Consider the following 25,862-nt stretch of genomic DNA (forward strand, 5'->3'; position numbering starts at 1 on the left):
GTCGCAACTGGGAGGAAACCATGCGAAAACTATCCTTGGCCTTGACCATTCTGGGCACCACGTCCCTGACTGTTCCCGCCTACGCAGAAAGCCATCTGCAAGTCGTGGATAAGCCGGTCGAACTGACGATCCACATGCACTGGCCACGCGCGCAGGGCTATATGGTGCCGAAGTCCGGTGAGCCCTATCCGGTCGAACTGGAAGCTCGCAAGCTGACCGGTGTCTCGTTGATCGACGCCACAGCCGGACGCAACTCCACCGACAGCAACGAGGCGATGAACCTGCTGATCGCTCAGGGCAAGATGCCCGACATCGTCGGCGGTCACCTGATCCAGCAGCCGGTCAACGAATACGGCCCGCAGGGCGCCTTTGTGCCGCTCAACGAACTGGTTGAAGAGCATGCGCCCAACATCGCGAAGTTCTGGGAGGACCATCCGGGCCTGAAAGAGGCGATCTCGGCCTTTGACGGCAACTACTACTACATTCCCTACCTGCCCGACGGCAAATATGGCCGGGCATGGTTCATCCGTCAGGACTGGCTGGACGCACTTGGGCTGGAACAGCCGCAGGACGTGGATGAGCTGTATGACGTGATGGTGGCGTTCCGCGATCAGGACCCGAACGGCAACGGTCTGAAGGACGAAATTCCCTACTTCGCCCGCCAGTGGGAAGAAGTGAACCGCCTGCTCACCCTGTGGGATGCGCGGTCGTCCGGGTCGGACACCTACCATGACTTTTACGTCAATGACGAAGGCAAGCTGGTGCATCCCTACGCCCAGGTCGCTTATCGTGACGCGCTGGCCAATGTCGCCAAATGGTACGCCGAAGGCCTGATCGACCCCGAGATCTTTACCCGTGGTTCGTCGTCGCGTGACTACCTGCTGTCCGAAAACCTCGGTGGCATGACCCATGACTGGTTCGCTTCGACTTCGGGCTACAACGACGCCCTTGGCGACAAGATCGACGGCTTCAACTTCATCCCGTTCCTGCCGCCCGCGTCTGCCGGTGGCGTGCGGATGGAAGAGCACCGCCGCATCCCGATCAAGCCGGATGGCTGGGCGATCAGCCACCAGGCCAAAGACCCGGTCACGGTCATCAAGTACTTTGACTTCTGGTTTACCGAAGAGGGCCGCCTGCTGTCCAACTTCGGCGTCGAAGGCAAGACATGGGACATGGTCGACGGAGAGCCGGTCTACAAACCCGAAGTGCTGAACAGTGACAGCCCGGTCAACAGCCAGATGTATCTGGAAGGCGCACAGATCCAGCGCGGCTACTGGCAGGACTACCGCTACGAATGGCAGTGGACGTCCGAGGCCGCCCGCAAGGGGATCGAGCTGTATGACACCCACGATCTGCTGATCGACCAGTTCCTTGGCGTTGCGCTGAACAAGAAGGAACAGGCTGTCTTTGACCGTTACTGGCCGTCCCTGCGTACCTACATGCTGGAGCGCCAGCAGGCCTGGATCCTCGGATCGGGCGACGTTCAGGCAGATTGGGACGACTACACCAAGACGCTGGACAAGATGGGCTATGCGGACGTCATCGAGGTCCTGAACACCGCCTACGAGCGTCAGTACAACTGATCCCGTCCAGACCCTTGAAAACACCAAGTGCGGCCGATCCAGGCCGCGCTTTCCCCGACCGCCAACAACAGGAACACCGGACCGATGCCAGGCCAATCCGCCCCCATGCTCGACGAACCCAAGACAGGCCGCCTGACGATCCAGTATGGACCGGACGTCAGTACCGACATCGTCGAGAACCCGCCGCGTTTCACCTGGTTGCCGGTGATCGAGGAAGAGGCGCAATACGTCCTGCGCGTCTCGACCGATCCTGCCTATCCCAGCAGCGGCACGCATTATTTCACCCGCATCCCGCTGAATTTCTTCACGCCGAACATGACGCTGGAGCCGGGCGCGTATCACTGGTCCTACGCCGTCTGCGATCCCGACACCGGCAAACCCGCCACCAACTGGAGCGTGACCCGCAGCTTTACCATCACCGAGGGGTTGCCGGACTCGCCGCTGCCCTCGCGCAAATCCCGGTTTTGCAACTCCGAACGCGCCCATCCGCGCCTCTGGCTGACCCCCGACCGGCTGACAGAGTTCCGCGCCGCGGTAGAGGCGGACCCGACCCATTGCACTTGGGAGACGTTCTACCGCGAATCCGTCCTGCCGTGGATGGACCGCGAGGTCATGTCCGAACCCGCAGGCTATCCCGATCACAAGCGCGTCGCCCCGGTGTGGCGGCAGACCTACATCGACCTTCAGGAACTGATGTACGCGATCCGCCACCTGGCCATCGGCGGTCAGGTCACCAATGACGCCGCGATGCTGGACCGCGCCAAGGATTGGTTGCTGGAAGCCGCGTCATGGGACCCGATGGGCATCACCTCGCGCGCCTACACCGACGAATGGGCCTACCGCGTGTGCAACGCGCTGGCCTGGGGCTATGACTGGCTGTACGACCAGATGACCGACGAGGAACGCGCCAAGGTGCGCGCCGCCCTGTTGGAACGCACCCGCGACATCGCCGAACACGCGATCCTCAACGCCAAGATCCACCTGTTTCCCTACGACAGCCACGCGGTACGGTCGGTCTCTCTGACGCTGGTCCCGGCCTGCATCGCCCTGCTGGGCGATGATGAGGGGGACGAGGCCCGCGACTGGCTGAATTACTGCATCGAGTTTCTGGCCGGTGTCTATTCCCCCTGGGGGGACAGCGATGGCGGCTGGGCCGAGGGCACAAACTACTGGATGATGGGCATGGCCTATCTGATCGAGGCCGCCAACCGGCTGAAATCCTTCACCGGCATCGACCTCTACAAACGGCCCTTCTTTCGCAACACCGGGGATTTCCCGCTGTTCTGCAAGGCGCCCAACACCCGCCGCGCCACCTTTGGCGACGACAGCACACAGGGCGATCTGCCGTGTATCAAGACCGGCATCAACCTGCGCCAATACGCGGGCGTCACCGGCAATGGCGCATATCAGTGGTATCATGAGGAACTGGCCCGCCTGAACCCCGGCACCGAAGGCGCGTTCTATAACTGGGGCTGGTGGGACACCAACTTTGACGAACTCACCTACCTGACCGACTTCCCGCAGGTCGAGGCGACGGACCCACCGTCGGGCATGCGCCATTTCAAGGGCATCGGCTGGGTTGGCGTCCAGCACGAGATGGCCGACCCGGATCAGCACATTCAGTTCGTGATGAAATCCTCTCCCTTCGGGTCGATCAGCCACAGCCACGGCGACCAGAACGCATTCTGCATGGCCGCCTACGGCGAGGATCTGGCGATCCAGTCCGGCTATTACGTTGCCTTCAACTCGACCATGCACCGGCTCTGGCGGCGCCAGACCGTGTCCAAGAACGCCATCCTGATCAACGGCAAGGGCCAGTACGCCGACAAGGACAAGGCCAAGGCCATGGCCGCCGCGGGCAAGATCCTTGCCGCCGAAGAGCATGAGGATCACATCTACATCAAGGGCGACGCCACCGCCGCCTATCAAAGCCTGTCGCCCGAGGTGACACTGGCCGAGCGTGAGGTCTATTTCGTGCGCGGCAGCTATTTCGTCATCGTCGACAAGGTCGATGCCGAAACCCCTGTCACCCTCGACTGGCTGCTGCACGCCAACGCGCCCTATGACCTTGGGAAAACCACCTTTCGCTACACCGGCGAACGGGCCGGGTTCTACGGGCAGGTGGTCTGGTCAGAGGCGGGCAAGCCGGTCCTGACCCAGGAAACCGGGTTTCCGGGCGTCGATCCGGCGGATTACGAGGGCCTGCCCGTCAGCACCTGCCTGCACGCGCAATACCCCGCCGCCACCCGCCACCGGATTGCCACCCTTCTGGTACCCTACCGTCTGGCAGAGCCGAAACGGATCTTCAACTTCATGGATGATCAGGGGTATGACGCCGATCTCTACTTCACCGACACCGATGAAAACACCTTCAAGGTGGTGATGAAGAAGCTGGCGAACACCTGACCTGTCGCGATCAGCGGCACCGGGCCATTCGTCCGGTGCCAGACCGAACTTTACTGCGTGGATATGTGAAATGACTGTGAAAAACTTCTTTCCCGGCAACGAAAACAGGCTGTTCGACGCGGGGGGCGGGCTGACCAGAAAGGTTGCCGCGCACAATGACAACGTGATGTGTGTCGAGGTGCATTTTGAAACCGGCACCGTGGCGGCCCGTCACCACCATCCGCATGAGCAGGTCACCTACGTCATCTCGGGCAAGTTCGAATTTACCGTCGGCGATGACACCTATGTCATCGGCGCGGGCGACTCGCTGTACAAACAGCCCAACATCGAACACGGCGCGACCTGCCTGGAGGCCGGCACGCTGTTGGATATCTTCACGCCGCACCGCGAAGATTTTCTCTGAATCAACAAACATCATAAAAAAATCAAGGGAGTACACGGCATGACCAAACCCGTCATCGGATTCATCGGCCTCGGCCTCATGGGCGGCAACATGGTTGAAAACCTGCAAAAGCGGGGGTTTGAACTGGTCGTGATGGACCTCAACAAGGATGCCGTGAAGGCAGTGATCGACCGTGGCAACGCGCGTGAGGCGACCTCGCCCAAGGAACTGGCAGCGGCCAGCGACATCGTGATGCTGTGCCTGACCACCTCTGACGTGGTGGAAAAGCTGGTTTACGGCGACAACGGCATTCTGGCCGGCATCAAAGAGGGCGCCGTGCTGATCGACTTCGGCACCTCCATCCCGGCCTCGACCCGCAAGATCGGTGCCGATCTGGCCGCCAAGGGCGCAGCCATGCTGGACGCGCCGCTGGGCCGGACCCCGGCGCATGCCACGGACGGGTTGCTGAACATCATGGTGGGTGGCGACAAGGCGACCTTTGAAAAGGTCAAGCCGGTGCTCGAAGAGCAGGGCGAAAACATCTTTTACCTCGGCGCGCTGGGCAACGGTCATGTGACCAAGCTGGTCAACAACTTCATGGGCATGACCACCGTCTGCACCATGAGCCAGGCCTTTGCCGTGGCCGACCGCGCCGGTGTCGATCGTCAGCAGTTGTTTGACATCATGTCCACGGGTCCGTCCAACTCGCCCTTCATGGGATTCTGCAAGAACTACGCCGTCGACGGGGTCAGCGATCTGGGGTTTTCGCTGAATAATGCCAACAAGGATCTGGGGTATTTCCTCAAGATGGCAGAGGATCTGGGCACCCGGGCCGAGATTGCCGAAGGCACCTCGCATAACCTTCAGGCCGCTGTGGATGCGGGCATGGGGAATGGCAACGTCCCGGAAATATTCGACTATTTCCTGAAGTTGGCCAAGTGACCCACGCGACGATTGTCTAGCTGGAGACAATTCAGCAGACCACACGCTGACCCGCTGCACGCAGCGGGTCAGTCCATAGGGCAGGAAGGAAAGACCATGAAACTCAACGGAAAAACCGCCATTGTCACCGGCGGGGGCCGGGACATCGGCGGCGCATGTGCCAAACGTCTGGCCGCCGAAGGCGCACATGTCGCAATCAACTATTTCGCCAGCGATGCCGGGGCCAACAAGGTTGTCGAAGAGATCACCGCCAGCGGCGGCACGGCCTTTGCCCTGCAGGGCGATCTGACAACACCAGAGGGCGTCTCGGCGCTGGTGGACCGGACAGTCGCAGAGTTCGGCGGTGTCGATATCCTGGTGAACAACGCGGGCGGGCTGATTGCCCGCAAGACGATCTCTGAGATGTCGCTGCAGCATTGGCAGGCCGTGATGGACCTCAACCTGACCAGTACCTTTCTGATGATCAAGGCGTGTCTGCCGCACATGAAAACGGGCGCCATCGTCAACCTTGCCAGTCAGGCCGGACGCGATGGCGGCGGCGGCGGGGCGGTTGCCTATGCCACGTCCAAGGGCGCGGTCATGACCCTGACCCGTGGTCTGGCCAAGGAACTGGGGCCAGACATCCGCGTCAACGCCGTCTGCCCGGGCATGATCGACACCGATTTCCACAACATCTTTACCAAGGACGAGGCGCGCCGCGCGCTGGAGGCCACGGCACCTGCCCGGCGCCAGGGCACCTCTGACGATGTGGCCGAACTGGTGTGTTTCCTGGCCAGCGATGCTGCCGGGTTCATTACCGGCACAAACGTCGACATCAACGGCGGCACGCTGTTCAGCTGACCGCTTTGCCCCGGCGCGGCGGCACAACTCTATATGTGAGGGATCATGACCCAGAGCACCACACCCGCGCCTCTGCGGTTTCTTGCGATTGGCGAATGTATGGCCGAACTGGCCCCCGGCGAATCCGCTGACCAGCTACGGTTGGGGTTTGCGGGCGATACGTTCAACACCGCCTTCTATCTGCGTCAACTAGTGGCAGAGGCCGAGGTGCGGTATTTCACCCGCGTGGGGCAGGACAGCCTGTCGGATCGCATGGTGGCGATGATGCGCACCGCCGGGGTCGACACGACCCATGTCGCCCGCGACCCGGAGCGGTCGGTGGGTATGTATCTCATCAGCCTCAAGGATGGTGAGCGCAGCTTTTCCTATTGGCGCGACAGTTCTGCCGCGCGGCTGCTGGCCTGCGACCGGGGGGCGCTGGACCGCGCCATGGCGGAAACGGGCCTGATCTATTTCTCGGGGATCACGCTGGCGATCCTTGACGCCGCAGGGCGGGCGACGCTGCTGGATGCTGTCGCACAAGCCCGCCGGGCGGGGCGCACAATTGCCTTTGATTCCAACCTGCGGCCCCGGCTCTGGGCCACGGCACCAGAGATGACGCAGACCATCATGGCCGCGGCGCAGGTCAGCGATATCGTGCTGCCGTCCTTCGACGATGAGGCCGTGCATTTCGGGGATGCCGATCCGGACGCCACGGCGGACCGCTATCTGCGCGCCGGGGCCGAAACGGTCATCGTCAAGAACGGCGCCGGGCCGGTTCACTATCGCAGCGGTGGTGGGCAGGGGGTGGTGACGCCGCCCGTCGCACAGGTGGTGGTCGATACGACCGCTGCGGGCGACAGTTTCAACGCCGGGTTTCTGGCCGGGCGCGCATCGGGTCTGCCAGTGGATCAGGCCATCCTGTCCGGCGCGCGGGTGGCGGCCAGGGTGATCGGCCACAAGGGGGCGCTGGTGCCGCTGACATAGCGGCAGCGGCGCTAGACCATCTCGATCACACCCTTGTCGATGGCCAACATATAGCCGCGCCGGGCGATGTTCTTGACCAACAGTTCGCTGACCATCTGGTTGCCCAGCCCGTCGCGCAGCCGCTTGATCCGGGTGGCGCCTGCGGCCTCATCGCAGTCGGCCTCGGCCTTGCCGGAAATCATCGATTCGATCTGGCTGCCGGACAACATCTCATCGTCCAGCCGCGCCTCTGCCAGCACCGACAGCGTTTCCATCATCGCCTCGGTCAGCTTGAACCCCATGGTGTTGAGGTAAACCGTGTTTTCCTCACGCGAGATGATCAGCGAACTGACCTCGATCCCGGACCGTTCGATCTGCGCCATGCGCCGGTTCAGCGACACCAGCATGACCAGAAAGACCAGCGCCGCCACCAGCAGGGCGGCGGCAAACACCAACAACAAATAGATCACCAACCGATAGCTGGCCAAAACGTCGGAAAACGCGGTGCCGGATTGGGCGAGGATCTCCAGCAGCGTCACCTCGGCCCGGCTGGTCAGGTTGTCGTTCTCGATAAAGATCCGCTCGACCCGCCCATTGAACGCGTTGGCGTCGGGCAGGGTAAAGATCAGCAGCACCCCGGCTATCGCCAGAATCGCCACGATGGCAATGATGCCCCCGGTTACGATCCGTGCGCCCGAGCGGCGGCTTTCGCTAGCGGTAATAGTGTGAGCCTGCACTGCGTCTTTCCGATGAACTTGGAGAAGAGGTCGTTACCTTTACCACGTTCAATATGGTCCAGCCACCGGAGGAAATCCGGGACTGGACAAGCGCGCCGGGCGACGACGGGCATCCCCCGGACACCCGAACGATTCCATAGTGCAAGCCGTATGGATTGGTGCGCTTGGCCTTGTAATGCACATAGCAGTCCGCAGCCGCGGCGCTGGGCAGCGCAAGTGTGACAAGCACCAAGGCCGCCAAAAGGCGGCGCAAGAGGGTTGAAGGCATGATGATGCGACCAATCTGGAACATTGTTTCAACCTGCCCTCTCAACCTGAGAAATTCAATAACCAGAAGGGGCTGGCACAGCGGTTATCCAATATCAGGGGCCTGATATTGCCCAGCCGGACAGATCGGAGCGAGCGTGGGGTGCGGAGTTCCTGACTTGACGGATCTCCCATGCATTCAGTCGAAAGGAATTGACCCATGTCTGCACGTTTCATCACCTCCCTGCTCGCCGCTGGCGCGCTCGTCATGTCGCTGGCCGCAGCCTCGCCGGTTGAGGCCGGACACAACAAGAACGCCAAACGCTTTGTCGGGGCCGCCATCGGACTCTACATCCTTGGTCAGGCGCTTGAAAACAACAATCGGGGCCGCGTCGTGCGTCAGCACAACACGCACCGCAAATACAACAACCACCGCAAGGTCTACCGCCACAACCACCGCAATGGCGGAAAATGGAACCAGCGGAACGGGCGTCGCGACAACTGCCGTCGGGGCAACGGTCGCCACAACCGCTGCTGGTAAACCCAGCCGACAGATTTCGAGCAGCCCCGCGCAAGGCGGGGGAACGGCTCCGGGCGTCACCGTCCGGGGCCTTTGCTTGTCGGATGCAGGGCCCCTTGATCCCTGATCAGGTGCCGATCCGCTTTGGCATGGCGCAGCAGACACAGTTCGCAGCAGGCACAGTGCCATGTGCCGATACTGGCGCTTTGCGGTTATTCGACCGGCCGCAGCAGGTGACGGCATGGCAGCCAGTGGACACGCCCGGTATCCGTGACTATCTAGACGGACCATGGCCAAGAAACCCAAGTCCGACCCGAACTACAAGGTAATCGCCGAAAACCGGCGCGCGCGTTACGATTACGCGATCGAGGACGATATCGAATGCGGTATCATCCTGACCGGATCAGAGGTGAAATCCCTGCGCGAGAACACCACCAACATCGCCGAAAGCTATGCGGCGGTCGAGGATAGCGAACTGTGGCTGGTGAACGGGTACATCGCTCCGTACGAACGGGCCATGTTCAGCCATGAGGAACGGCGGCGGCGCAAGCTGCTGGTCTCCAAGAAAGAGCTGTCGCGGCTGTGGAACGCCACCCAGCGTGAGGGTATGACGCTGGTCCCGCTGGTCATGTACTTCAACCACAAGGGCATCGCCAAGATGAAGATCGGCATCGCCAAGGGCAAGAAGAACCACGACAAGCGTGAGACAGAGGCCAAGCGCGACTGGGCCCGCCAGAAACAACGCCTTTTGAAAGAGCGTCACTGACTCTCCTTGACGTTGAGTGGCGTCAGGTGATTTCCTGTCGGTGAGCCGTTGGCACAGGTGCGAACGATTTGGGGCGCTTTGGCATTGAGACATTTCCTGTTTGTCCTTTTGACGCTTTTGGCCACGCCGGTGATGGCGCTGGATGAAACCACGGTCCTGGAAAAGACGGTGGCCTATCTTTCGCGGGATGCCGATTGCACGCAGGTCAGCACTGAACCGGCCACCACCCTGCCGGGTTGGGAACGGCGCGTTCTGACCATGCACCACGACGGCTATCGCCTGCGTTACAGCCGCTTTGGCTGTGCGCCGGGGGCCAAGGGCGCGCTGGTGATCGCGCCGGGCCGCAGCGAACCATCGTATGAATATGCCGAAACCGCGATTGATTTCATCGCACGCGGTTTTGCCCCGGTCTATGTGATCGACCATCGCGGGCAGGGCCTGTCGCCGCGCCTGCTGGCGGATCCCGACAAGAGCCACGTCGAGGATTTTGACGACTACATTCTGGACTTTGCCCAGTTTGTCGCGGCGGTCGAGGCTGATTTGCTGGCGCTGGGCGCGGCGTCTGACCTGCCGTTGTTCCTGACCTCGAACTCCATGGGAGGGGCCATCGCCATCGGCTATTTGCAGCAGGTCGGCGGTGACACACCCTTTGACGCCGCTGCCCTCGTCAGTGCGATGATCCATGTGAACTACATCAGCTACACCGACAAACCGCCCCGATGGCTCAACCTGCGGATCTATTCCGAAACCGGCGTGGCGGTGCAGGGCTGGTGGCGCTGCGCGGTGGCCTGGCTGTGGAATGGCGCATTGTGCCGCGACTATGCCTCGGCCCGGACGTTTGGCGCCTATGAACCCGGCACCCGCCGTTTTGAGCCGGACGCAGAGGAAATGATGACCCGCAGCCGCGCCCGCTTTGCCCTGCGCACCCGAATGTGGGACAGCTTTGACTGGAGCGGAATTCGCGCGGAGGAATACGCCGGTGAGAACTGGGACGGGCCGCAGATCGGCGGCACCACCAACAAATGGGCGCGCGGCTCTGTCCGGTTTCTGCGCGACATGCGCGCGCCCGAAAACTTGGCGCGCATGGTCGATACCCCGATCCTGCTGCTGAGCGGCACGCGGGATCTGCGCGCCTACCGGCAATACCCCGGCGTGTTTGATGCGCCGCCGGACCTGTCCCGCCACACCGGGTTCTGCGACGACCTGAACGCCGCCAGCCTTGCGGCGGACAAGGGCTATGCCTGCCAGTTCTCGGCCATCAACGGTGCCTTCCACGAGATCTACAAGGAACGCGACCGCGAACGGAATGCCGCGCTGGACATGGTCGAGGGCTTCTTTCTGCGCCACGGACGTTGACGTGGGCCCGGTGCGGGGAAAGCGCAGTCTGCATTCCCGTGCCGTGCGATACCGCGTCGGGATAGGCATGCCGTATCCCACGGTGGGACAGCAGAGGGTATGGATATGGAACTGATTATTGCACTGATCTCGGGCGCGGTGGGTGGCAACGTCGCAGGCGGAGTGGTCAAGAACATCAACCAGGGCACGCTGATCAACTCGATCTCGGGCATTGTCGGCGGTGGGCTGGGCGGCACGCTCCTGGGGATGCTGGGCGCACCCGATCTGGCCGGAGCGGCAGGCGGCGCGGGCGGTCTGGACATCGGCGCAATCATCGGTCAGGTCGCCGCCGGCGGTGCCGGGGGCGGCGTGGTGCTGGCGATTGTCAGCGCGCTGCGCGGCATGCTGAGCAAGTAATGCCTGCCTCCGGGGCGGCATTTCCGCCCCGGGGACCGGATGGCAGGCGCGACGCGCTTGCAAGCACCTGCCCTCTTGCCTAATCACATGGGTATCACGGTGAGGGAGACCCATGTTCGTTGACGATCCCAAGACGCTTGTCTCGACCGAATGGCTGGCGCAACACTTGAACGACCCCGATCTGCGGGTGCTGGATGCCAGCTGGTATCTGCCTGCCATGAACCGGGACGCGCGTACAGACTATGCCGCCGGGCACATCCCCGGCGCGCGCTACTTTGACATTGATGATGTGTCCGATGCCCGGTCGGACCTGCCGCACATGGCCCCGCCGCCGGAGAAATTCATGTCGCGCCTGCGCGCCATGGGCGTCGGTGACGGCCATCAGGTGGTGGTCTACGACGGTTTGGGGATGTTTTCCGCGCCCCGCGTCTGGTGGCTGTTCAAACTGATGGGCAAGGACGACATCGCCGTGCTGGACGGCGGCTTTGCCAAATGGCAGGCCGAGGGCCGCCCGGTCGAGGATATGGACCCGATCGTGCGCGACCGTCACATGACCGTCCGCCGACAAGCCCACCTTGTGCGCGACGTCACGCAGGTGTCCGCCGCAGCCAAGCTGAAAAACACCGAGGTGATCGACGCCCGGTCCCCGGCGCGCTTTGCCGGGACGGCACCAGAGCCGCGTGAGGGCCTGCGCGCGGGCCATATCCCCGGATCGAAAAACGTCTACTTCCAGGATTTGCTGGCGGACGACGGCACGCTCAAGAACAACGATGCCCTGCGCGCGGTCTTTGACGCCGCGGGCGTCGACCTGTCGAAACCGGCGATCACCACCTGCGGGTCGGGCGTGACGGCGGCAATCCTCAGCCTTGCGATGGAACGCATCGGCAAGACAGACCATTCACTTTATGACGGCTCGTGGGCAGAGTGGGGCGCATTCGCGACGCTGCCCGTCGCCACGGGGCCCGCCGACTGACCGGAGAAAAACATGTTCGAGACGATCAAGGAACAACCCGCCGACAAGATCCTGATGCTGATGCAGGCGTTCCGCGAGGACCCGCGCGACGGCAAGATCGACCTTGGCGTCGGCGTCTACAAGGACGCAAGCGGCAACACACCGATCATGCGCGCGATCAAAGCCGCCGAACAGCAGCTGTGGCAGGCGGAACAGACCAAGGCCTATACCGGGCTGGCGGGTGATCCCGGCTTTGCCGATGCGATGGTGGCGCTGGTGCTGGGCGATGCGGTGGCGCGCGACAACGTGGCGGCGGCGGCCACGCCGGGCGGCACCGGCGCGGTGCGTCAGGCCTTTGACATGGCCAAGATGGCCAACCCCGATGTGCGGGTGTTCGTCAGCGACCCGACATGGCCAAACCACCTGTCGATCCTCAAGCACATGGGGATCGAGACGGTGATGTACCGCTATTTCGACAATGACACCGGCGGCGTGAAATTCGACGGCATGATGGCGGATCTGGCGCAGGCGGGCAAAGGCGACATCGTGCTGCTGCACGGCTGCTGCCACAACCCCACGGGCGCCAACCTGAACGTGACCCAATGGCAGGCGGTGATCGACCTGCTGAACCAGACCGGCGCCACGCCGATGGTGGACCTTGCCTATCAGGGCTTTGGTGACGGGCTGGAGGAAGACGCGCAGGCGGTGCGCATGGTGGCCTCGTCCGTGCCTGAATGCCTGATCGCGGCGTCGTGTTCGAAGAACTTTGGCATCTACCGCGAACGCACCGGCCTGCTGATGGCCGTGGCGCAGGACGGGGGCGCGAAAAAGCTGAATCAGGGCACGCTGAACTATCTCAACCGGCAGAACTTTTCCTTTCCGCCGGACCACGGCGCGCGTCTGGTGACCATGGTGCTGACCGACGACGCGCTGCGCGCCGACTGGAAAGCGGAACTGGAAGAGATGCGCACCGGGATGCTGGCCCTGCGCGAAAAGCTGGCAGGCGAGTTGCAACGCCTGTCCGGGTCGGACCGGTTCGGCTTTCTTGCCCAGCACCGCGGCATGTTCTCACGTCTGGGCGCCAGCCCCGAGCAGGTCGAGACGCTGCGCGCGGACTCGGGCGTGTACATGGTGGGCGATTCGCGCATGAACATCGCCGGTCTGAACGCGCAGACCGTGCCATTGCTGGCCGAAGCAATCATCAAAGCGGGCGTCTGATCCAAAGGGGCGGGGCCCTGCGGGGCCCGCGCTTGATATCTCGTTGGCGGCCTTTGGCCGCCTGCCTCGGGGTTTGCCTCCGGCGGGGATATTTTTGGACAGAAGAAACTGGGGTCTGACCCCGGGGCTGTGTGGTGATTTTTGGAGACTCGAAATGAGAACAAAACGGGAATATATGTCCTGTCATGTTCGCCGAGCTTTGCATCACCTCGAATTTCACCTTCCTCACCGGGGCATCGCACCCGGAGGAATATATGGAGCGGGCTGCCCTGATGGGGCTGTCCGCCATTGCCGTGGCGGATGTGAATTCGGTTGCGGGGATTGTGCGGGCGTTCAGCGCGGCGCGTGAGATTGCGCGCCAGGTGGCCGAGTTGGAGCAGTTGGAGGCGGAGGGCGGGCTGATTGGTCCGCCGGCGCCGCCGGGTTTGCCTGCGCCGCCGCGTGCGCCGGTGCGCAATGTGCCACGGCTGATCCCTGCCGCGCGGTTGGTGTTTGAGGAAGGGGTCGAGATGACGGCGCTGGCGGCCACGCGCGCCGGGTGGACGTTGTTGTGCCGGATGTTGTCGGCGGGGCGTTTGCGGGCGGCTAAGGGCGATTGCCGGTTGCGGCTGTCGGATCTGCCCGAGGCGGCGGAGGGGATGGCGTTTGTTCTGCATGTGCCGGTTGTCCCGGAGGCGGGCTGGCGCGATCGGGTGGCGGGCTTGGTGCGGGTGCATCGCGGGCGGATGCATCTGGCGTTGGCCCCACGGTATGACGGGGAGGATCGGGGGCGGTTTGACCTGTTGGTGCGGTTGGCCGAGGGGTTGGGTTTGCCGACCGTGGCAACAGCCGCGCCGGTCATGCACCACGGGCGCCGCCGCCGGATGGCCGATGTGTTGAGTGCGATTCGCACCGGCACGCGGGTAGAGCGGCTGGGCCGTGCCGCGCTGGCCAATGGCGAACAGCGGCTGCGCTCGGAGGCAGAGATGCGCCGCCTGTTGGGGGCGCATGAGGGGGCTGTGGACCGTGCCGGTGCGCTGGCTGCACGGTGTGGTTTTGACATCGGGTCGTTGCGCTATGAGTACCCGTCCGAGATCACCGGCGGCGAGACGGCGGGCGGGCGGTTGGCGCGTCTGGCCTATGAGGGGCTAAAGTGGCGCTATCCGCAGGGGGCGTCGGACAAGGTGCAGGCGCTGTTGCAGCATGAATTGGCCCTGATCGGCAAGCTGAACTACGAGCCCTATTTCCTGACCGTCCGTGACATCGTCGCCTTTGCCCGATCGCGCGGGATCTTGTGTCAGGGGCGCGGGAGTGCCGCCAATTCCGTGGTTTGTTATTGTCTTGGCGTCACCTCGGTCAGCCCCGAAATCGGCACCATGGTGTTTGAGCGTTTCGTATCAGAGGCGCGGGATGAGCCGCCCGACATCGACGTCGATTTCGAACATGAGCGGCGGGAGGAGGTGATCCAGCACATCTATGAGACCTATGGCCGCCACCGCGCCGGCCTCTGCGCCACCGTCATCCATTACCGGGGCAAGCGCGCCATTCGCGAGGTCGGCACCGCCATGGGCCTGTCCCAGGACACCATCGGTGCGCTGTCCTCACAGCTCTGGGGGTTCTTTTCCACCAAGGGGCTGGAACGGCAGCGCATGGCCGAGATCGGCCTTGATCCGGATGACCGCCGCCTGCAACTGACCATGGAGCTGATCTATGAGATCATCGGCTTTCCCCGCCACCTGTCCCAACATGTCGGCGGCTTCATCATCACCGAGGGGCGGCTGGACGAACTTGTCCCGATCGAAAACGCCGCGATGGAGGGGCGCACCGTCATCTGTTGGGACAAGGATGACATCGACGCGCTGGGCATTCTCAAGGTCGATGTCCTCAGCCTTGGCATGCTCACCTGCATCCGCAAGGCGTTCGACCTGATCGCCACCCATCACGGGCCACGCCACACGCTTGCCACCCTGCCGCCCGAGGATCCCGCCGTTTACGACATGCTCTGCCGCGCGGACAGTGTCGGTGTCTTTCAGGTCGAATCCCGCGCGCAGATGAACTTTCTCCCCCGCATGCGGCCGCGCAACTTCTACGATCTGGTGATCGAGGTCGCCATCATCCGCCCCGGCCCGATCCAAGGCGACATGGTCCACCCCTACATCCGCCGCCGCAACGGTGAGGAGCGCGTCGAATTCCCCTCCGATGAGTTGGGAGAGGTGCTGGGCAAGACCCTCGGCGTTCCCCTCTTCCAAGAGCAAGCCATGCAGATCGCCATTGTTGGCGCGGGCTTTACCCCCGAACAGGCCGACCGCCTGCGCCGCTCCCTTGCCACCTTCAAGAAGCACGGCAATGTCAGCGAATTTCGCAACCTCTTCCTGCGCGGCATGGCGCAAAAGGGCTATGACAGCGGCTTTGCCGAACGCTGTTTCAGCCAGATCGAGGGCTTTGGATCGTATGGCTTCCCCGAAAGCCACGCCGCCAGCTTTGCCCTGCTGGTCTATGCCTCTGCCTGGCTCAAATGCCATCATCCGGGGATCTTTGCCTGCGCGTTGCTGAACTCGCAGCCGATGGGGTTTTACGCGCCCGCGCAGATCGTCCGCGACGCCCGCGAACATGGGGTGCGGGTGCGGCGCGTCTGCGTCAACCACAGCTATTGGAACAACGTGATGGAGCCGGACGGCAGCGGCGGCCTTGCCCTGCGCCTTGGGTTTCGCCAGATCAAGGGCCTGTCGGAGGAGGACGCCGCATGGATGACGTCGGCGCGCGGCAATGGCTACCGCTCGGTGCAGGACGTCTGGCGGCGCGCGGGGCTGCAACCCTCGGTGTTGGCGCGACTGGCAGAGGCGGATGTCTTCGCCGACCTGAACCTGACCCGCCGCGCCGCCCTGTGGGAGGCCAAAGCCCTGATAAAAGGCGGAGATCTGCCGCTGTTTTCCCGCGACATGGACGGTGAGGCGATCCCCGAGGTCGCCGCCCACCTGCCCGAAATGACCGAGGGCGAACAGGTGGTCGAGGATTACGTCGCCATGCGCCTGACCCTGCGCGCCCACCCCGTCGCCCTGCTGCGGCACATCCTGACGCCCGAAATGGGCAAGCCAGAGGTGACTGAGGCCGAACCCACCGCCGCCGAAGTTCGGGCAGACCTCGCCCGCAGCAGGCCGAGACACCCGAGGGATTTGCCCAGCCCGTTGGACAGGGGGGAGTGAGGGGGAGACGCCGGAAGTGGGCGCGTTGGGCGGGAAACGGAAGTTCGCTGCGGCAGCGTAAGCTACATCGCCGAATGGCTGAAGCCGACATTCAAATGACCTCGAAACTGGATATTTCGGCTCAAGAAAGATCTGTAACGTTTCCGGATCTCATCCGTCCTCATGAAACGATGGAAAAAGAAGAGGCATCGCTGACAGTGGCGCGACATGTTTCAAAACCAATACTGCAATATCTGGTCAAAAGCCGTTGGCGCGCGCATCTGAACCCAAGGGGGCCAGCCCGGATGAAACACTTGCACTACAGGAGATCGGGGTGATCGACGCGGCACTTCTACCCGTCCAGCGGCATGTGCTGGCTCCGCCCGCCCGGTGGCTGACGGCTGGGGGTATCCACGCCGACCACCTGACATTTGCGGGATTTTCCGTGGGCGTACTTGCGGTCCCAGCCCTGGCCTTCGGTGCCTTTGGCCTGGCGCTGGCGCTTCTTGGCCTCAATCGTCTGGCTGATGGGCTGGACGGAGCCGTGGCGCGGATGACCAGCCCCACAGATCGCGGTGCTTTTCTGGATATAGCGCTCGATTTCGTCTTTTACGCACTGTTTCCGCTGGGCTTTGCTTTTGCCGACCCGGCGACGAATGGCCTGCCTGCCGCGGTGCTGATCGCGGCCTTTGTGGGAACGGGGTCATCATTCCTGGCGTTCGCAGCCATTGCGGCTAAGCGCGGGGAAAGCGCTGAGGCCTATCCAGCCAAGGGTATCTATTACCTTGGTGGCCTGACCGAAGGTTTTGAAACCATCGCCGTCTTTGTGGCGATGTGCCTGTTTCCGAGTGTCTTCCCGATGCTGGCCTATGGCTATGCCGTCGCCTGTGCGCTGACCACAGTGCTGCGCTGGCATCAGGGCTGGCGGGCGTTTTCCCTGCGAAATTGATCGATAGGTTGTAACAGATTGCCAGTTGGGCAGTCTTTGACCAAACACACTGTACCACATTCCGGTGACCTGATGAAACTTTCCCTCGCTCTCGTCCTCTCATTGCTTGCACCTCCGGCCCTCGCCGATTGGCAACAGACCCTGGATGCCGCCCGTGGCCAGACCGTCTATTGGAACGCCTGGGGTGGCGATGCGCGCACCAACGCCTTTATTGCCTGGGTTGGCGAGCAGACCGAGACGCACTACGGCGTCAGCGTGGTTCAGGTCAAGCTGAGCGACACCGCAGAGGCGGTAACCCGGGTGATTTCCGAAAAGGCCGCCGGTCAGGATGCGGGTGGCAGCGTTGATCTGATCTGGATCAACGGGCCGAATTTTCTGGCGATGAAGCAACAGGGGCTGCTGCACCGGCCATTCGTGGCCGACCTGCCCAATGCGCGATATCTGAACCTTGGGCCGACATCGCCCGCCTCGGTCGATTTCACCGTGCCGGTGGACGGCATGGAAAGTCCATGGCGGCTGGCGCGGTTCGTCTTCACCTACGATTCCGCCCGCGCGTCCGAGCCGCCACGCACAATGGCGGGTTTTGTAGATTGGGCAGCCGCTAATCCGGGGCGCGTCACCCACCCGGATCCGTCGAATTTCATGGGGGCGACCTTTCTCAAGCAGGCGCTGATCGAGCTGACACCCGATACGACCGCGCTGCAACAACCAGTCACGGATGCGGCTTTTGACGCGGCAACCGCCCCGCTCTGGGCGTGGTACGATGCGCTGCGCCCGAACCTGTGGCGCGGCGGCGAAACCTATCCGGCGAACGAGTCCGTGCTCCAACAGTTGCTGAACGACGGTGAGGTGGACATTGCGATGTCCTTCGATCCCGCCTCGACCGCCGCCGCCATTGCCGATGGCCTTCTGCCCGACACGACTCGAGTCTTTGTGCCCGTGGGGGGCAGCATCGGCAACATCAGCTTTGTCTCCATCCCTTACAACGCGGCGAATGTCGAAGGAGCGGAAGTTGTGGCGAACTTCCTGCTCGATCCGGCGACACAGGCGCATATGCAGAATATCGAAGTACTGGGGGCGTTCTCGGTGCTCGACCCGGCGCGTCTGGATGAGGCCGCCAGCAATGCCTTTGCCGCCCTGCCGACGGCTCCGGCGCTGCCAACCCTGGCCGACCTTGGCCCGACGCTGCTGGAGCCGCATGCCAGTTGGATGACCCGGCTGACCGAGGAGTGGGCGCGTCGCTACACGAAATGAGCCATGAAGGCCGCCTGCTGCGCGCTGGCGTTCTGGCGGTGGTCGGGCTTGGCCTGATCACCCCCATCGCCATTGGCCTGTGGCAGACCGGGCGCGCCGCATTGGGCATCCTGCCCGCCTTGGGGCGGAACGTGGCATCGCTGGACTCGTGGCACGAGTTGGTCGCTCTGCCGGGTTTTGCCACCAGCCTGCGCCTGACGCTTGTCACGGGTCTTGGATCAACCCTTCTGTCGGTGCTGCTGGCGACTGGGTTCTGCGCGGCGGTTCATGCCCGGATGACCTCTGCGTCAGGGGCGCGGATGCTGACGCCGTTTCTGGCCATTCCGCATGCGGCCATGGCGGTGGGGCTGGCCTTTGTCATGGCCCCATCGGGTTGGATCGCTCGGATGATGGCACCCGTCGCCGGGTGGGATCGCCCGCCGGACTTCGCTACGGTCAACGATGGCTGGGGCCTTGCCCTGACGTTCGGGTTGATGGTCAAGGAGGTGCCGTTCCTCTTGCTGGTGATCCTGTCGGCGCTCAGCCAGATCCCCGTGGCACGCCAAATGGCGGCGGGACGCGCGCTGGGCTACGGGCGCGGGATCGTCTGGATCAAGATCATCATGCCACAGGTCTGGCCGCTGATCCGGTTGCCGGTCTGGGTGGTGCTGGCCTATGCCCTGTCGGTCGTGGACATGGCGATCATCCTTGGCCCGTCGAACCCACCAACGCTGGCAGTGGCGGTGACACGCTGGTTCACGGATGCCGATCCGACGATGATCCTGCCCGCGTCAGCCGGGGCCATCCTGCAAGCGATGATTGTCGGGCTCGCGGTGGCCCTGTTGCTGATCGCAGAGAAAGTGGGCAAGAGGCTGGGTCGCTGGTGGATCAGGCGCGGTGGGCGCGGGTTGTCGGCAGAGCCGGGGCTCTGGGCGGCCAGCGCGGTGGTGATGGCGATGATGGCGGTCGGTCTGCTGGCGATGCTGTCGCTGGTGGTCTGGTCGCTGGCCTGGCGGTGGTCGTTTCCGCAAGTCCTGCCGGAAAGCTGGTCGCTGAAACCGTGGACCAACGCGCAGGGGGGCTGGATGCGGGCGTTGTCGACGACGCTGCTGTTGGCCGGGGCGACGGCGGGGCTGTCGCTGGCGCTGGCGATTGCCTGGCTCGAAGGCGAGGACAGAGCCCGCCGGAGCCGCGCCCCCTGGGCCGAGGCGCTGATCTATCTGCCGCTACTGATCCCGCAGATCGGTTTTCTCTACGGGTTGAATGTGGGCTTCCTGCAAATCGGCCTGTCGGGCGGCATCACGGCGGTGATCTGGGCGCAGGTGCTGTTCGTCTTTCCTTACGTGATGATCGCGCTGTCGGACCCCTGGAGGGCGCTGGACCCGCGCATGATCCACGCCGCCGCGGCGCTTGGCTCGGGGCGGGGGCGCAGGCTCTGGGCGGTCAAGCTGCCGGTGCTGATACGACCGATCCTGACCGCGACCGCCATCGGCGTGGCGGTATCGGTGGCGCAATACCTGCCGACGCTGTTCATGGGCGCGGGCCGCGTCGCGACGCTGACCACCGAGGCGGTGACCCTGTCCTCGGGGTCCGACCGCCGGGTCACCGGCGTCTACGCGACGCTGCAGGCCGGACTGCCCTTTGCCGCCTACCTTGCCGCTTTATTGATCCCTGCGATCCTGCACCGCAACCGCCGCGCCCTGTCCGGAGCCTCCGCCACATGAGCCTTGATCTTGACGCACTTTCCATCCGGTCGGCCCATGGCGGCGCGCTGTTTTCGCCGCTGAGCCTGCAAGTTCCGGCGGGCCATGTGGTCACGGTGATGGGGCCGTCGGGCGTGGGGAAATCGACGCTGCTCGACGCCATCGGCGGGCATCTGGCGCATGGGTTTCACCTGACGGGCACCGTGCGCCTGAACGGGTGCGACGTGACGGGCCTGCCCGCCGAGGCGCGGCGGATCGGCTTGATGTTTCAGGACGCGCTGCTTTTTCCGCATCTGTCGATCGGGGACAATTTGGCCTTTGGTCTGCCACCCAGCCTGCGCGGGCGCGCACACCGGCGTGCAGCGGTAGAGGCTGCGCTGTCTCAGGGAGGTCTGGCCGGACTTTATGAACGCGACCCGGCCACATTATCGGGCGGTCAACGCGCCCGAGCGGCATTGATGCGCACCCTGCTGGCCGAGCCTGCGGCCCTGCTTCTGGACGAGCCGTTCTCGAAACTCGACGCTGGGTTGCGCGGCGAGATGCGCCGATTCACTTTCGATCATGTAAAATCTCGGGCTGTTCCGACGCTGATGGTCACCCACGACCCCGACGATGCCGCAGCCGCTGGAGGGCCCGTCATTGCCCTGAAAGGACTCATATCGCCATGAATGCTGAACTCGCAACCGCCTTGATCATCGCCGCCATCCTGATTGCGGGCAGCGCGTTTGGGCTGCCCGAAGCCTTGGGCGCGCATCCGTTCTGGGCGGTCAAAACCGGAGCAATCGGCAGCGTAGCGGGTCTGCTAGCGTATGGCGGCTTGCGATGGGCCGGAATGCGGTCCGGTCGCATGGCGGCTCTGGGTGGGCTCACGCTGATCCTGGCAATGGTGGCAGTGACACAGGGCAAGAGCATTTTCGCTGCATCCTATGCCGAAAATGCTGTTGCCGGGCTGGTCTGGTTTTTCGGTTGGTTTGTCGTCATGGCCGCGCTCTGCATGACGCTTTGCGCGCTGGCGGCCCGCGTTCTACGCCGCTGAAATATCCACCTGCTCTGGTTCCGGCGCAGGTTGTGCAGACCACTCCAGCAGATGAGGGTCGAAGCCCTCGGCCAGATGCGGCTTCACGATCTGGAAATAGGGTGACAGATCGAAATCGCGTGGCGCAAACAGGGAGTGGTGGCGAATGTGCAGAATTTCCCGACGCGCATACCTGGAACCGCTGCGCGCTTTCACCACACGCATATCGGGCAGGATCGGATAGCGGACTGACTGAAATGCCTGCGCGATCAATGACGAACAGATGGCCCGCGTCGGGTCGCCTGATCCGAAGGCCAGCATGCGCCTGCGCCAGCGCACCGGCACCGGCGGCGTCGGAAAAAAGTAGCGCAACAGATCAAAGACGTTGCGCAGATCGTATTTCAGGCCAATGCGCGCGGTCATGAAACCGGTCACAGCCCGGCGTTCGTCGGGCGTCAGACCGATTGGACGGCAGATCCGTGTGTTGAAAAGCGCGTATTTCGACAACGGCGCCGAGACGCAGCCTTCGCCCAGATTGACCTCAATCAGGCGATGAGGCTCGGCGGTACCAGGTGCAACAGGAAGGCTGTCCCCCACGTACATCGCGGCATGTGACCATGTGGATTGGGTCAGGTACTTGATGGCGTTGGAAACCCGTTCCTGACCCTCGACCAAAAGCACATCGCCGGAGCGTAGCGTGCGACACAGCGTGTCAAAATCAGAGGGCGTAAAAGGCGTATAGCCAACACTCGGACGGTTCAGGTAACCGGCCAGACGTTGACCAACCCCGCTCAGAAACGAATTGCAACTGTCTCTTACCGTGGCGGACATCCAAACCTGCCTTTCATGGGCCGTGGCCGTGCGAAGGAGACTCCGCTTGTGATGAAATGTTACAATCTGGCGCAGCAGATATCACCTTCGCAAAAGATGACCGGGATCGGCCGACCAGCCAAGCGCCTCAGGATGAGGGCTAGTGCGACACCGGCAATGATCGCCAGCCAGCTTGACAGCGCATGAGGCGCCAGAGCGGGCAGGCCGAACAGGATCAGGCCGTCATTGCCTCCGGGGATCAGGGCTGCACCCGCGCCCATGACGACCCCGGCCAAGCCGTGGCGCAAAGCGGCCTTGATGCGAATGCGGCGCAACTGGTACGATCCGCGCAGGACGGCAGAGCCGATCATCCCCAGGACCGCCGCCCCCGAGACCAGCCACAAGGACGTGCCTTGTGCGCAGCCGGACAAGGGCGCGGCCTGCACCGTGCAGAGCATTGTCGACGTGAACGACCAGGTTGATCCGGAAGCGAGAATCGCGAAATTCGCCATCGCGATCAAGGTCACGGACAAGGACAGGGGCCACTGCGCAGCACGCAATTGCGCCCATCCTTCGTCGCGCAGACGCCGCAGGATGTGCAGGCCCTGCCACACCATCCAAGGACCGATGGCGACCAGAAACCAGACCGGGGCGCCGGGCGCCTGGACTGGCGGCTGGTGCAGCGCAGGCCATAACAGATGCACGCCGAGCATCCCAAGCGGCCAGCCCGCCAGCGTGAACAGCATGACGAAATGACCATCGGCCAAGCGCACGAACGTCGAAAAGCTACACGCCCCGTTTGCTCCGGCTCCGAGACCGAAGATCAGGCCACCCAGCACAGCAGTCGCGCTCATTGGCCAATGCCGCAGCGCTATGCCGTCAGTAAGCGTGTTCGCAACCGCGGCGAAACCGAAGACCCACATTGAGGCCTTTAGAAACGACCACAGAATCCAGCCGCGGCCCGAGGTCATCACCTCCGCCACCGCCTTGACGGCGCATAGCCCGGCCCGATGCGCCGAGACCCCGAGGATCACGCCCATGAGCAGGGACAAGAGCAAGATTGATGTCATGAGATCCCGGTGCGGGTTGGCTCACTCTGGCTTAGTTCGCCAAGTGGTCAGAGGTGAACACCATGTCGTCACCCGCCCCCTGATGGCAGGCGATGCAACCCTCATCCATGCCCTTGGCCACTTGTCCGGCCATTGCCATGCCATCGGGCGTCTGGTCCAGAGATCCGTCTGGCAGGTATTTCACCCAGAACCAGTCCCCGTTTTCGGGATCATAGCCCGCCTCGCGGCGAAACATGATGGTATGGGCGGCGAGATGGGTATCCGGGTCGCGCAACACCTCATCCTCGGTCACGCCGACTGGACCGAAGTTGCGTTTTACGATCAGGTCACCTTCGCGCCCGTTGATCGTCGCCGTGGTGTAGAACGTTTCCAGCATCATGCCATGCGGGTCGGTTCCCTCATAAGGAGAGGTCCGGATCATGTTCGGCCCGGCCAGTTTGCTGTCCTGCATGTAGGTCCAGATCTCTGCGGCATAGTCACGGTCCGCATCGGAGCCAAAGGCCATGTCCTGCGCCAGACCCGCTGTACCACCCAGCGAAAACGCCAATGCGGCCGAAATTAATGAATGTTTCATTTGATATCCTCCCGTTTGTCATAGTTCGGTGACGACCGGGAACGCCGAATGTTACACTGAAGGGCAACACAGGTTCGTGAGGTCGCTGGCCTTTGGAGAAACCGTTTCAATCTCGCTCACATTGCCAGGAATACGGGGGCTTGTTCTTTACTTCCCATAGCGAATGGACACTGAATGCAGATTGGGAGGATCTCCATGAAGCATTTCATTCCATGCCCGGTTCCTGTGGAACTTTCGCATTTTGCGTCGGTCACGCCTGAATTCTGCACAGGCATCGCCGCCTCGGGCAGGGAACCTTTCGCCGATGGTCACCCTGTAAGGCTTTGCCATGGACCGTGATCCAAAAGGCAATCCGGACGTGATCGACGCGCCTTGCCTTCGCATTTCGGGCCCGCATGGGTGATTTCCCCGACAGGCCACAGGACTCGGCGATTGCCCGCGTATTCCGGGTCGTCCGGCGACTGACCCTTTTGCTGATCCTCGCTTACGGCGTCCATCTGTTGATCGGCTGGTTTTCCGCGCGGTCTTCGGACATCCATCCCGGTGCACAGCTTGGCATGTTGATTGCGCTGCTGCTCGCCTATGCGCTTCTTCTGGCCATTCCCTTTGCGCCAGGGATCGAAATCGGTTTGATGCTGCTTGCCGTCGAGGGGGCGTGGATCGCTCCGTGGATCTATCTTGCCACAATTGTAGGCCTGTTGCTTGCCTACGCGGCCGGTGAATGGGTGCCCTATGTGCGCCTGCATCGGATATTGGCCGATTTGCGCATGCGCCGTGCCTGCGCCTTGCTTGAGAACATACACCCGCTCAGCCGAGAGGAACGGGTCATGCTGCTGCGCGACCACGCACCAAAATGGCTGCGCCCCGTGATCTCACGGTATCGCTATCTGGTTCTGCGACTATCGTCAATCTGCCGGGGAATGCGGTGATCGGCGGTGGCGGCGGCATCCTGTTCCTGACCGGGTTGAGCCGTCTCTTCAAACCCGCGGCAGTGGCCTTGACTGTTGCGTTGGCGGTCATGCCGGTGCCGCTGGCGGTCTGGGTCTTCGGTATCGACATACTCCCGTGATCAAAGGCCCGCACGTCCATTGCGTCGCGGCTACCCCTGATGTTGCGGCCCGATCCCCTGAAACATCCGGCGCAGATCCACGGTGCTACGTGTGCCGATATCGGCATGGTTCCGGTCCAGCCAGGACGCGGCCGTCTCACGCCCCAGATCGCGCAGGTGGGTCAGAAACGCCCACTCGGCATTCATTTTTGACGACGCCCCCATCTTCATCAGCGCCGTTTCATTCTCGATGATGTGGATACGCTCCAGACGATAACGGGACTCGTCCAGCTTGCCATCTTCTATCAGCCGCGCCACGAAATCGATTGCCCGCAATTCCTTGAGAAGGCTTGAGTTGAAGCTGATCTCGTTGACGCGGTTCTGAATCTCCTGAGCTGTTCGCGGCACACCCTTGCGTTCGATCGGATTGATCTGCACGACGACGATGTCGCCGGTGTCGGAACCGGCATGAAACGGAAACAGGGCCGGGTTGCCGATATATCCGCCGTCCCAGTAGGGCACACCGTCGATGATCACCGATTTGAAGATATTGGGCAGACAGGCCGAGGCCATGACCATATCTGCCGTCAGCAAGCGGCTGTCGAAAACCTGAACCTTGCCGGTTTCCACATTGGTGGCCGAAATATAAAGCTGGATGCTGTGTCAATCGGCACGCAATCCTGACCCCCTATCGGCGCCCAAAAATGACCCCCTTATTTTGCGCAGGGGTAGCTGGCCCGATGCGGTGTAGCCATCACACAGCGCAGCCGCGTCGGGCCAGCGGGGCCTGGGTTACTCCCTGGTCTTGAAGCGCCAGCTCTCGTTGCCGGTTTCGACGATGTCGCAGTGGTGGGTAAGGCGATCAAGTAGCGCTGTCGTCATCTTGGCGTCTCCGAAGACCGATGGCCATTCACCGAAGTCGAGGTTGGTCGTCACGATGATGGACGTGCGCTCGTAGAGACGACTGACGAGGTGGAACAGCAGCTGGCCGCCGGTCTGAGCAAACGGGA

26 protein-coding genes and 1 pseudogene are annotated in these 25,862 nt (G+C 62.9%); 21 read left to right on the forward strand and 6 right to left on the reverse strand.

The annotated features are described in order from the left end of the window. The first annotated feature begins 20 nt into the window (after positions 1–20). The 6 genes from CHB90_RS17035 to CHB90_RS17060 all read left to right on the forward strand — a co-directional run bounded on the left by CHB90_RS17035 (position 21) and on the right by CHB90_RS17060 (position 7,119). Entirely contained in the window at positions 21–1,583 is a 1,563-nt protein-coding gene (locus CHB90_RS17035) for an extracellular solute-binding protein (RefSeq protein ID WP_170941100.1), read from the forward strand. A 105-nt stretch (positions 1,584–1,688) separates the two neighbouring features. Continuing rightward, on the forward strand, positions 1,689–3,989 hold the full coding sequence (locus CHB90_RS17040) for a DUF4962 domain-containing protein (protein WP_245823284.1): 2,301 nt from the start codon (positions 1,689–1,691) through the stop codon (positions 3,987–3,989). A 70-nt stretch (positions 3,990–4,059) separates the two neighbouring features. Next, a complete protein-coding gene (locus CHB90_RS17045; protein ID WP_089279061.1) occupies positions 4,060–4,392 on the forward strand; it encodes a cupin domain-containing protein in 333 nt (110 codons plus the stop codon). A 39-nt stretch (positions 4,393–4,431) separates the two neighbouring features. Beyond that, a complete protein-coding gene (locus CHB90_RS17050; protein WP_089279062.1) occupies positions 4,432–5,313 on the forward strand; it encodes an NAD(P)-dependent oxidoreductase in 882 nt (293 codons plus the stop codon). A gap of 96 nt (positions 5,314–5,409) precedes the next feature. Further along, positions 5,410–6,153, forward strand: coding sequence for an SDR family NAD(P)-dependent oxidoreductase (locus tag CHB90_RS17055; protein WP_089279063.1), 744 nt, complete (start codon positions 5,410–5,412; stop codon positions 6,151–6,153). Positions 6,154–6,198: 45 nt separating this feature from the next. Then, positions 6,199–7,119 (forward strand): sugar kinase, encoded by a 921-nt coding sequence (locus CHB90_RS17060; RefSeq protein ID WP_089279064.1) that lies wholly within the window; start codon positions 6,199–6,201, stop codon positions 7,117–7,119. A gap of 11 nt (positions 7,120–7,130) precedes the next feature. On the opposite strand, the gene CHB90_RS17065 is transcribed toward CHB90_RS17060, so the two are convergent. After that, positions 7,131–7,835, reverse strand: a complete 705-nt coding sequence (locus tag CHB90_RS17065; RefSeq protein WP_089279065.1) for a winged helix-turn-helix domain-containing protein — start codon at positions 7,833–7,835, stop codon at positions 7,131–7,133. Positions 7,836–8,301: 466 nt separating this feature from the next. Here CHB90_RS17065 and CHB90_RS17075 point away from each other — a divergent pair, with 466 nt between their 5' ends. From CHB90_RS17075 to CHB90_RS17130, 13 genes are all read left to right on the forward strand, one after another. After that, positions 8,302–8,622: a hypothetical protein gene (locus tag CHB90_RS17075; protein WP_089279066.1), complete on the forward strand. Its 321-nt coding sequence runs from the start codon at positions 8,302–8,304 to the stop codon at positions 8,620–8,622. Positions 8,623–8,890: 268 nt separating this feature from the next. Continuing rightward, a complete protein-coding gene (gene smpB, locus CHB90_RS17080) occupies positions 8,891–9,367 on the forward strand; it encodes an SsrA-binding protein SmpB (RefSeq protein WP_089279067.1) in 477 nt (158 codons plus the stop codon). Positions 9,368–9,451: 84 nt separating this feature from the next. Next, complete coding sequence (locus tag CHB90_RS17085; protein ID WP_089279068.1) at positions 9,452–10,723, forward strand: alpha/beta fold hydrolase; 1,272 nt, start codon at positions 9,452–9,454, stop codon at positions 10,721–10,723. Between the two features lie 105 nt (positions 10,724–10,828). Beyond that, positions 10,829–11,119, forward strand: coding sequence for a hypothetical protein (locus CHB90_RS17090; RefSeq protein ID WP_212591615.1), 291 nt, complete (start codon positions 10,829–10,831; stop codon positions 11,117–11,119). A gap of 112 nt (positions 11,120–11,231) precedes the next feature. Further along, positions 11,232–12,092 (forward strand): 3-mercaptopyruvate sulfurtransferase, encoded by an 861-nt coding sequence (sseA, locus tag CHB90_RS17095; RefSeq protein WP_089279070.1) that lies wholly within the window; start codon positions 11,232–11,234, stop codon positions 12,090–12,092. Between the two features lie 12 nt (positions 12,093–12,104). Next, positions 12,105–13,289, forward strand: a complete 1,185-nt coding sequence (locus CHB90_RS17100) for an amino acid aminotransferase (RefSeq protein WP_089279071.1) — start codon at positions 12,105–12,107, stop codon at positions 13,287–13,289. A gap of 185 nt (positions 13,290–13,474) precedes the next feature. Further along, positions 13,475–16,471: an error-prone DNA polymerase gene (locus tag CHB90_RS17105; protein ID WP_089279072.1), complete on the forward strand. Its 2,997-nt coding sequence runs from the start codon at positions 13,475–13,477 to the stop codon at positions 16,469–16,471. 74 nt (positions 16,472–16,545) lie between these two features. Continuing rightward, on the forward strand, positions 16,546–16,788 hold the full coding sequence (locus tag CHB90_RS26610; protein WP_170941101.1) for a hypothetical protein: 243 nt from the start codon (positions 16,546–16,548) through the stop codon (positions 16,786–16,788). Further along, positions 16,785–17,399 (forward strand): CDP-alcohol phosphatidyltransferase family protein, encoded by a 615-nt coding sequence (locus CHB90_RS17110; RefSeq protein WP_089279085.1) that lies wholly within the window; start codon positions 16,785–16,787, stop codon positions 17,397–17,399. Before CHB90_RS26610 ends, CHB90_RS17110 begins: the two co-directional genes overlap by 4 nt. Before the next feature lie 72 nt (positions 17,400–17,471). Beyond that, entirely contained in the window at positions 17,472–18,653 is a 1,182-nt protein-coding gene (locus tag CHB90_RS17115) for an ABC transporter substrate-binding protein (protein ID WP_089279073.1), read from the forward strand. Then, positions 18,650–20,356, forward strand: coding sequence for an ABC transporter permease (locus CHB90_RS17120; protein ID WP_089279074.1), 1,707 nt, complete (start codon positions 18,650–18,652; stop codon positions 20,354–20,356). The genes CHB90_RS17115 and CHB90_RS17120 overlap by 4 nt, the downstream gene beginning before the upstream one ends. After that, complete coding sequence (locus CHB90_RS17125) at positions 20,353–21,003, forward strand: ATP-binding cassette domain-containing protein (protein ID WP_089279075.1); 651 nt, start codon at positions 20,353–20,355, stop codon at positions 21,001–21,003. Before CHB90_RS17120 ends, CHB90_RS17125 begins: the two co-directional genes overlap by 4 nt. Continuing rightward, positions 21,000–21,371, forward strand: coding sequence for a hypothetical protein (locus CHB90_RS17130; protein WP_089279076.1), 372 nt, complete (start codon positions 21,000–21,002; stop codon positions 21,369–21,371). The genes CHB90_RS17125 and CHB90_RS17130 overlap by 4 nt, the downstream gene beginning before the upstream one ends. On the opposite strand, the gene CHB90_RS17135 is transcribed toward CHB90_RS17130, so the two are convergent. From CHB90_RS17135 to CHB90_RS17145, 3 genes are read right to left on the reverse strand one after another with little or no spacing between them, the layout of a single operon-like run. Next, positions 21,360–22,181 (reverse strand): C40 family peptidase, encoded by an 822-nt coding sequence (locus CHB90_RS17135; RefSeq protein ID WP_089279077.1) that lies wholly within the window; start codon positions 22,179–22,181, stop codon positions 21,360–21,362. The two genes, CHB90_RS17130 and CHB90_RS17135, sit on opposite strands and share 12 nt — an antisense overlap. Positions 22,182–22,240: 59 nt before the next feature. After that, positions 22,241–23,230, reverse strand: coding sequence for a YeeE/YedE thiosulfate transporter family protein (locus CHB90_RS17140; RefSeq protein WP_089279078.1), 990 nt, complete (start codon positions 23,228–23,230; stop codon positions 22,241–22,243). A gap of 31 nt (positions 23,231–23,261) precedes the next feature. Further along, positions 23,262–23,804 (reverse strand): hypothetical protein, encoded by a 543-nt coding sequence (locus tag CHB90_RS17145; RefSeq protein WP_089279079.1) that lies wholly within the window; start codon positions 23,802–23,804, stop codon positions 23,262–23,264. Positions 23,805–24,199: 395 nt separating this feature from the next. On the opposite strand from CHB90_RS17145, the gene CHB90_RS17150 reads away from it, so the two are divergent. Both CHB90_RS17150 and CHB90_RS26615 read left to right on the forward strand, forming a co-directional pair. Further along, positions 24,200–24,733, forward strand: a complete 534-nt coding sequence (locus CHB90_RS17150; protein WP_089279080.1) for a hypothetical protein — start codon at positions 24,200–24,202, stop codon at positions 24,731–24,733. Further along, positions 24,730–24,873: a hypothetical protein gene (locus tag CHB90_RS26615; protein ID WP_170941102.1), complete on the forward strand. Its 144-nt coding sequence runs from the start codon at positions 24,730–24,732 to the stop codon at positions 24,871–24,873. The genes CHB90_RS17150 and CHB90_RS26615 overlap by 4 nt, the downstream gene beginning before the upstream one ends. A 30-nt stretch (positions 24,874–24,903) precedes the next feature. Here the strand turns inward: CHB90_RS26615 and CHB90_RS17155 are convergent, their stop codons facing one another. Then, positions 24,904–25,482 (reverse strand): patatin-like phospholipase family protein, encoded by a 579-nt coding sequence (locus CHB90_RS17155; RefSeq protein WP_212591616.1) that lies wholly within the window; start codon positions 25,480–25,482, stop codon positions 24,904–24,906. 162 nt (positions 25,483–25,644) lie between these two features. After that, a pseudogene (gene istB / locus CHB90_RS17160) lies at positions 25,645–25,862 on the reverse strand (IS21-like element ISPkr1 family helper ATPase IstB); the annotation flags it as partial.

It is taken from the genome of Antarctobacter heliothermus (assembly GCF_900188425.1).
GTDB classification, from domain to species: Bacteria; Pseudomonadota; Alphaproteobacteria; order Rhodobacterales; family Rhodobacteraceae; genus Antarctobacter; species Antarctobacter heliothermus.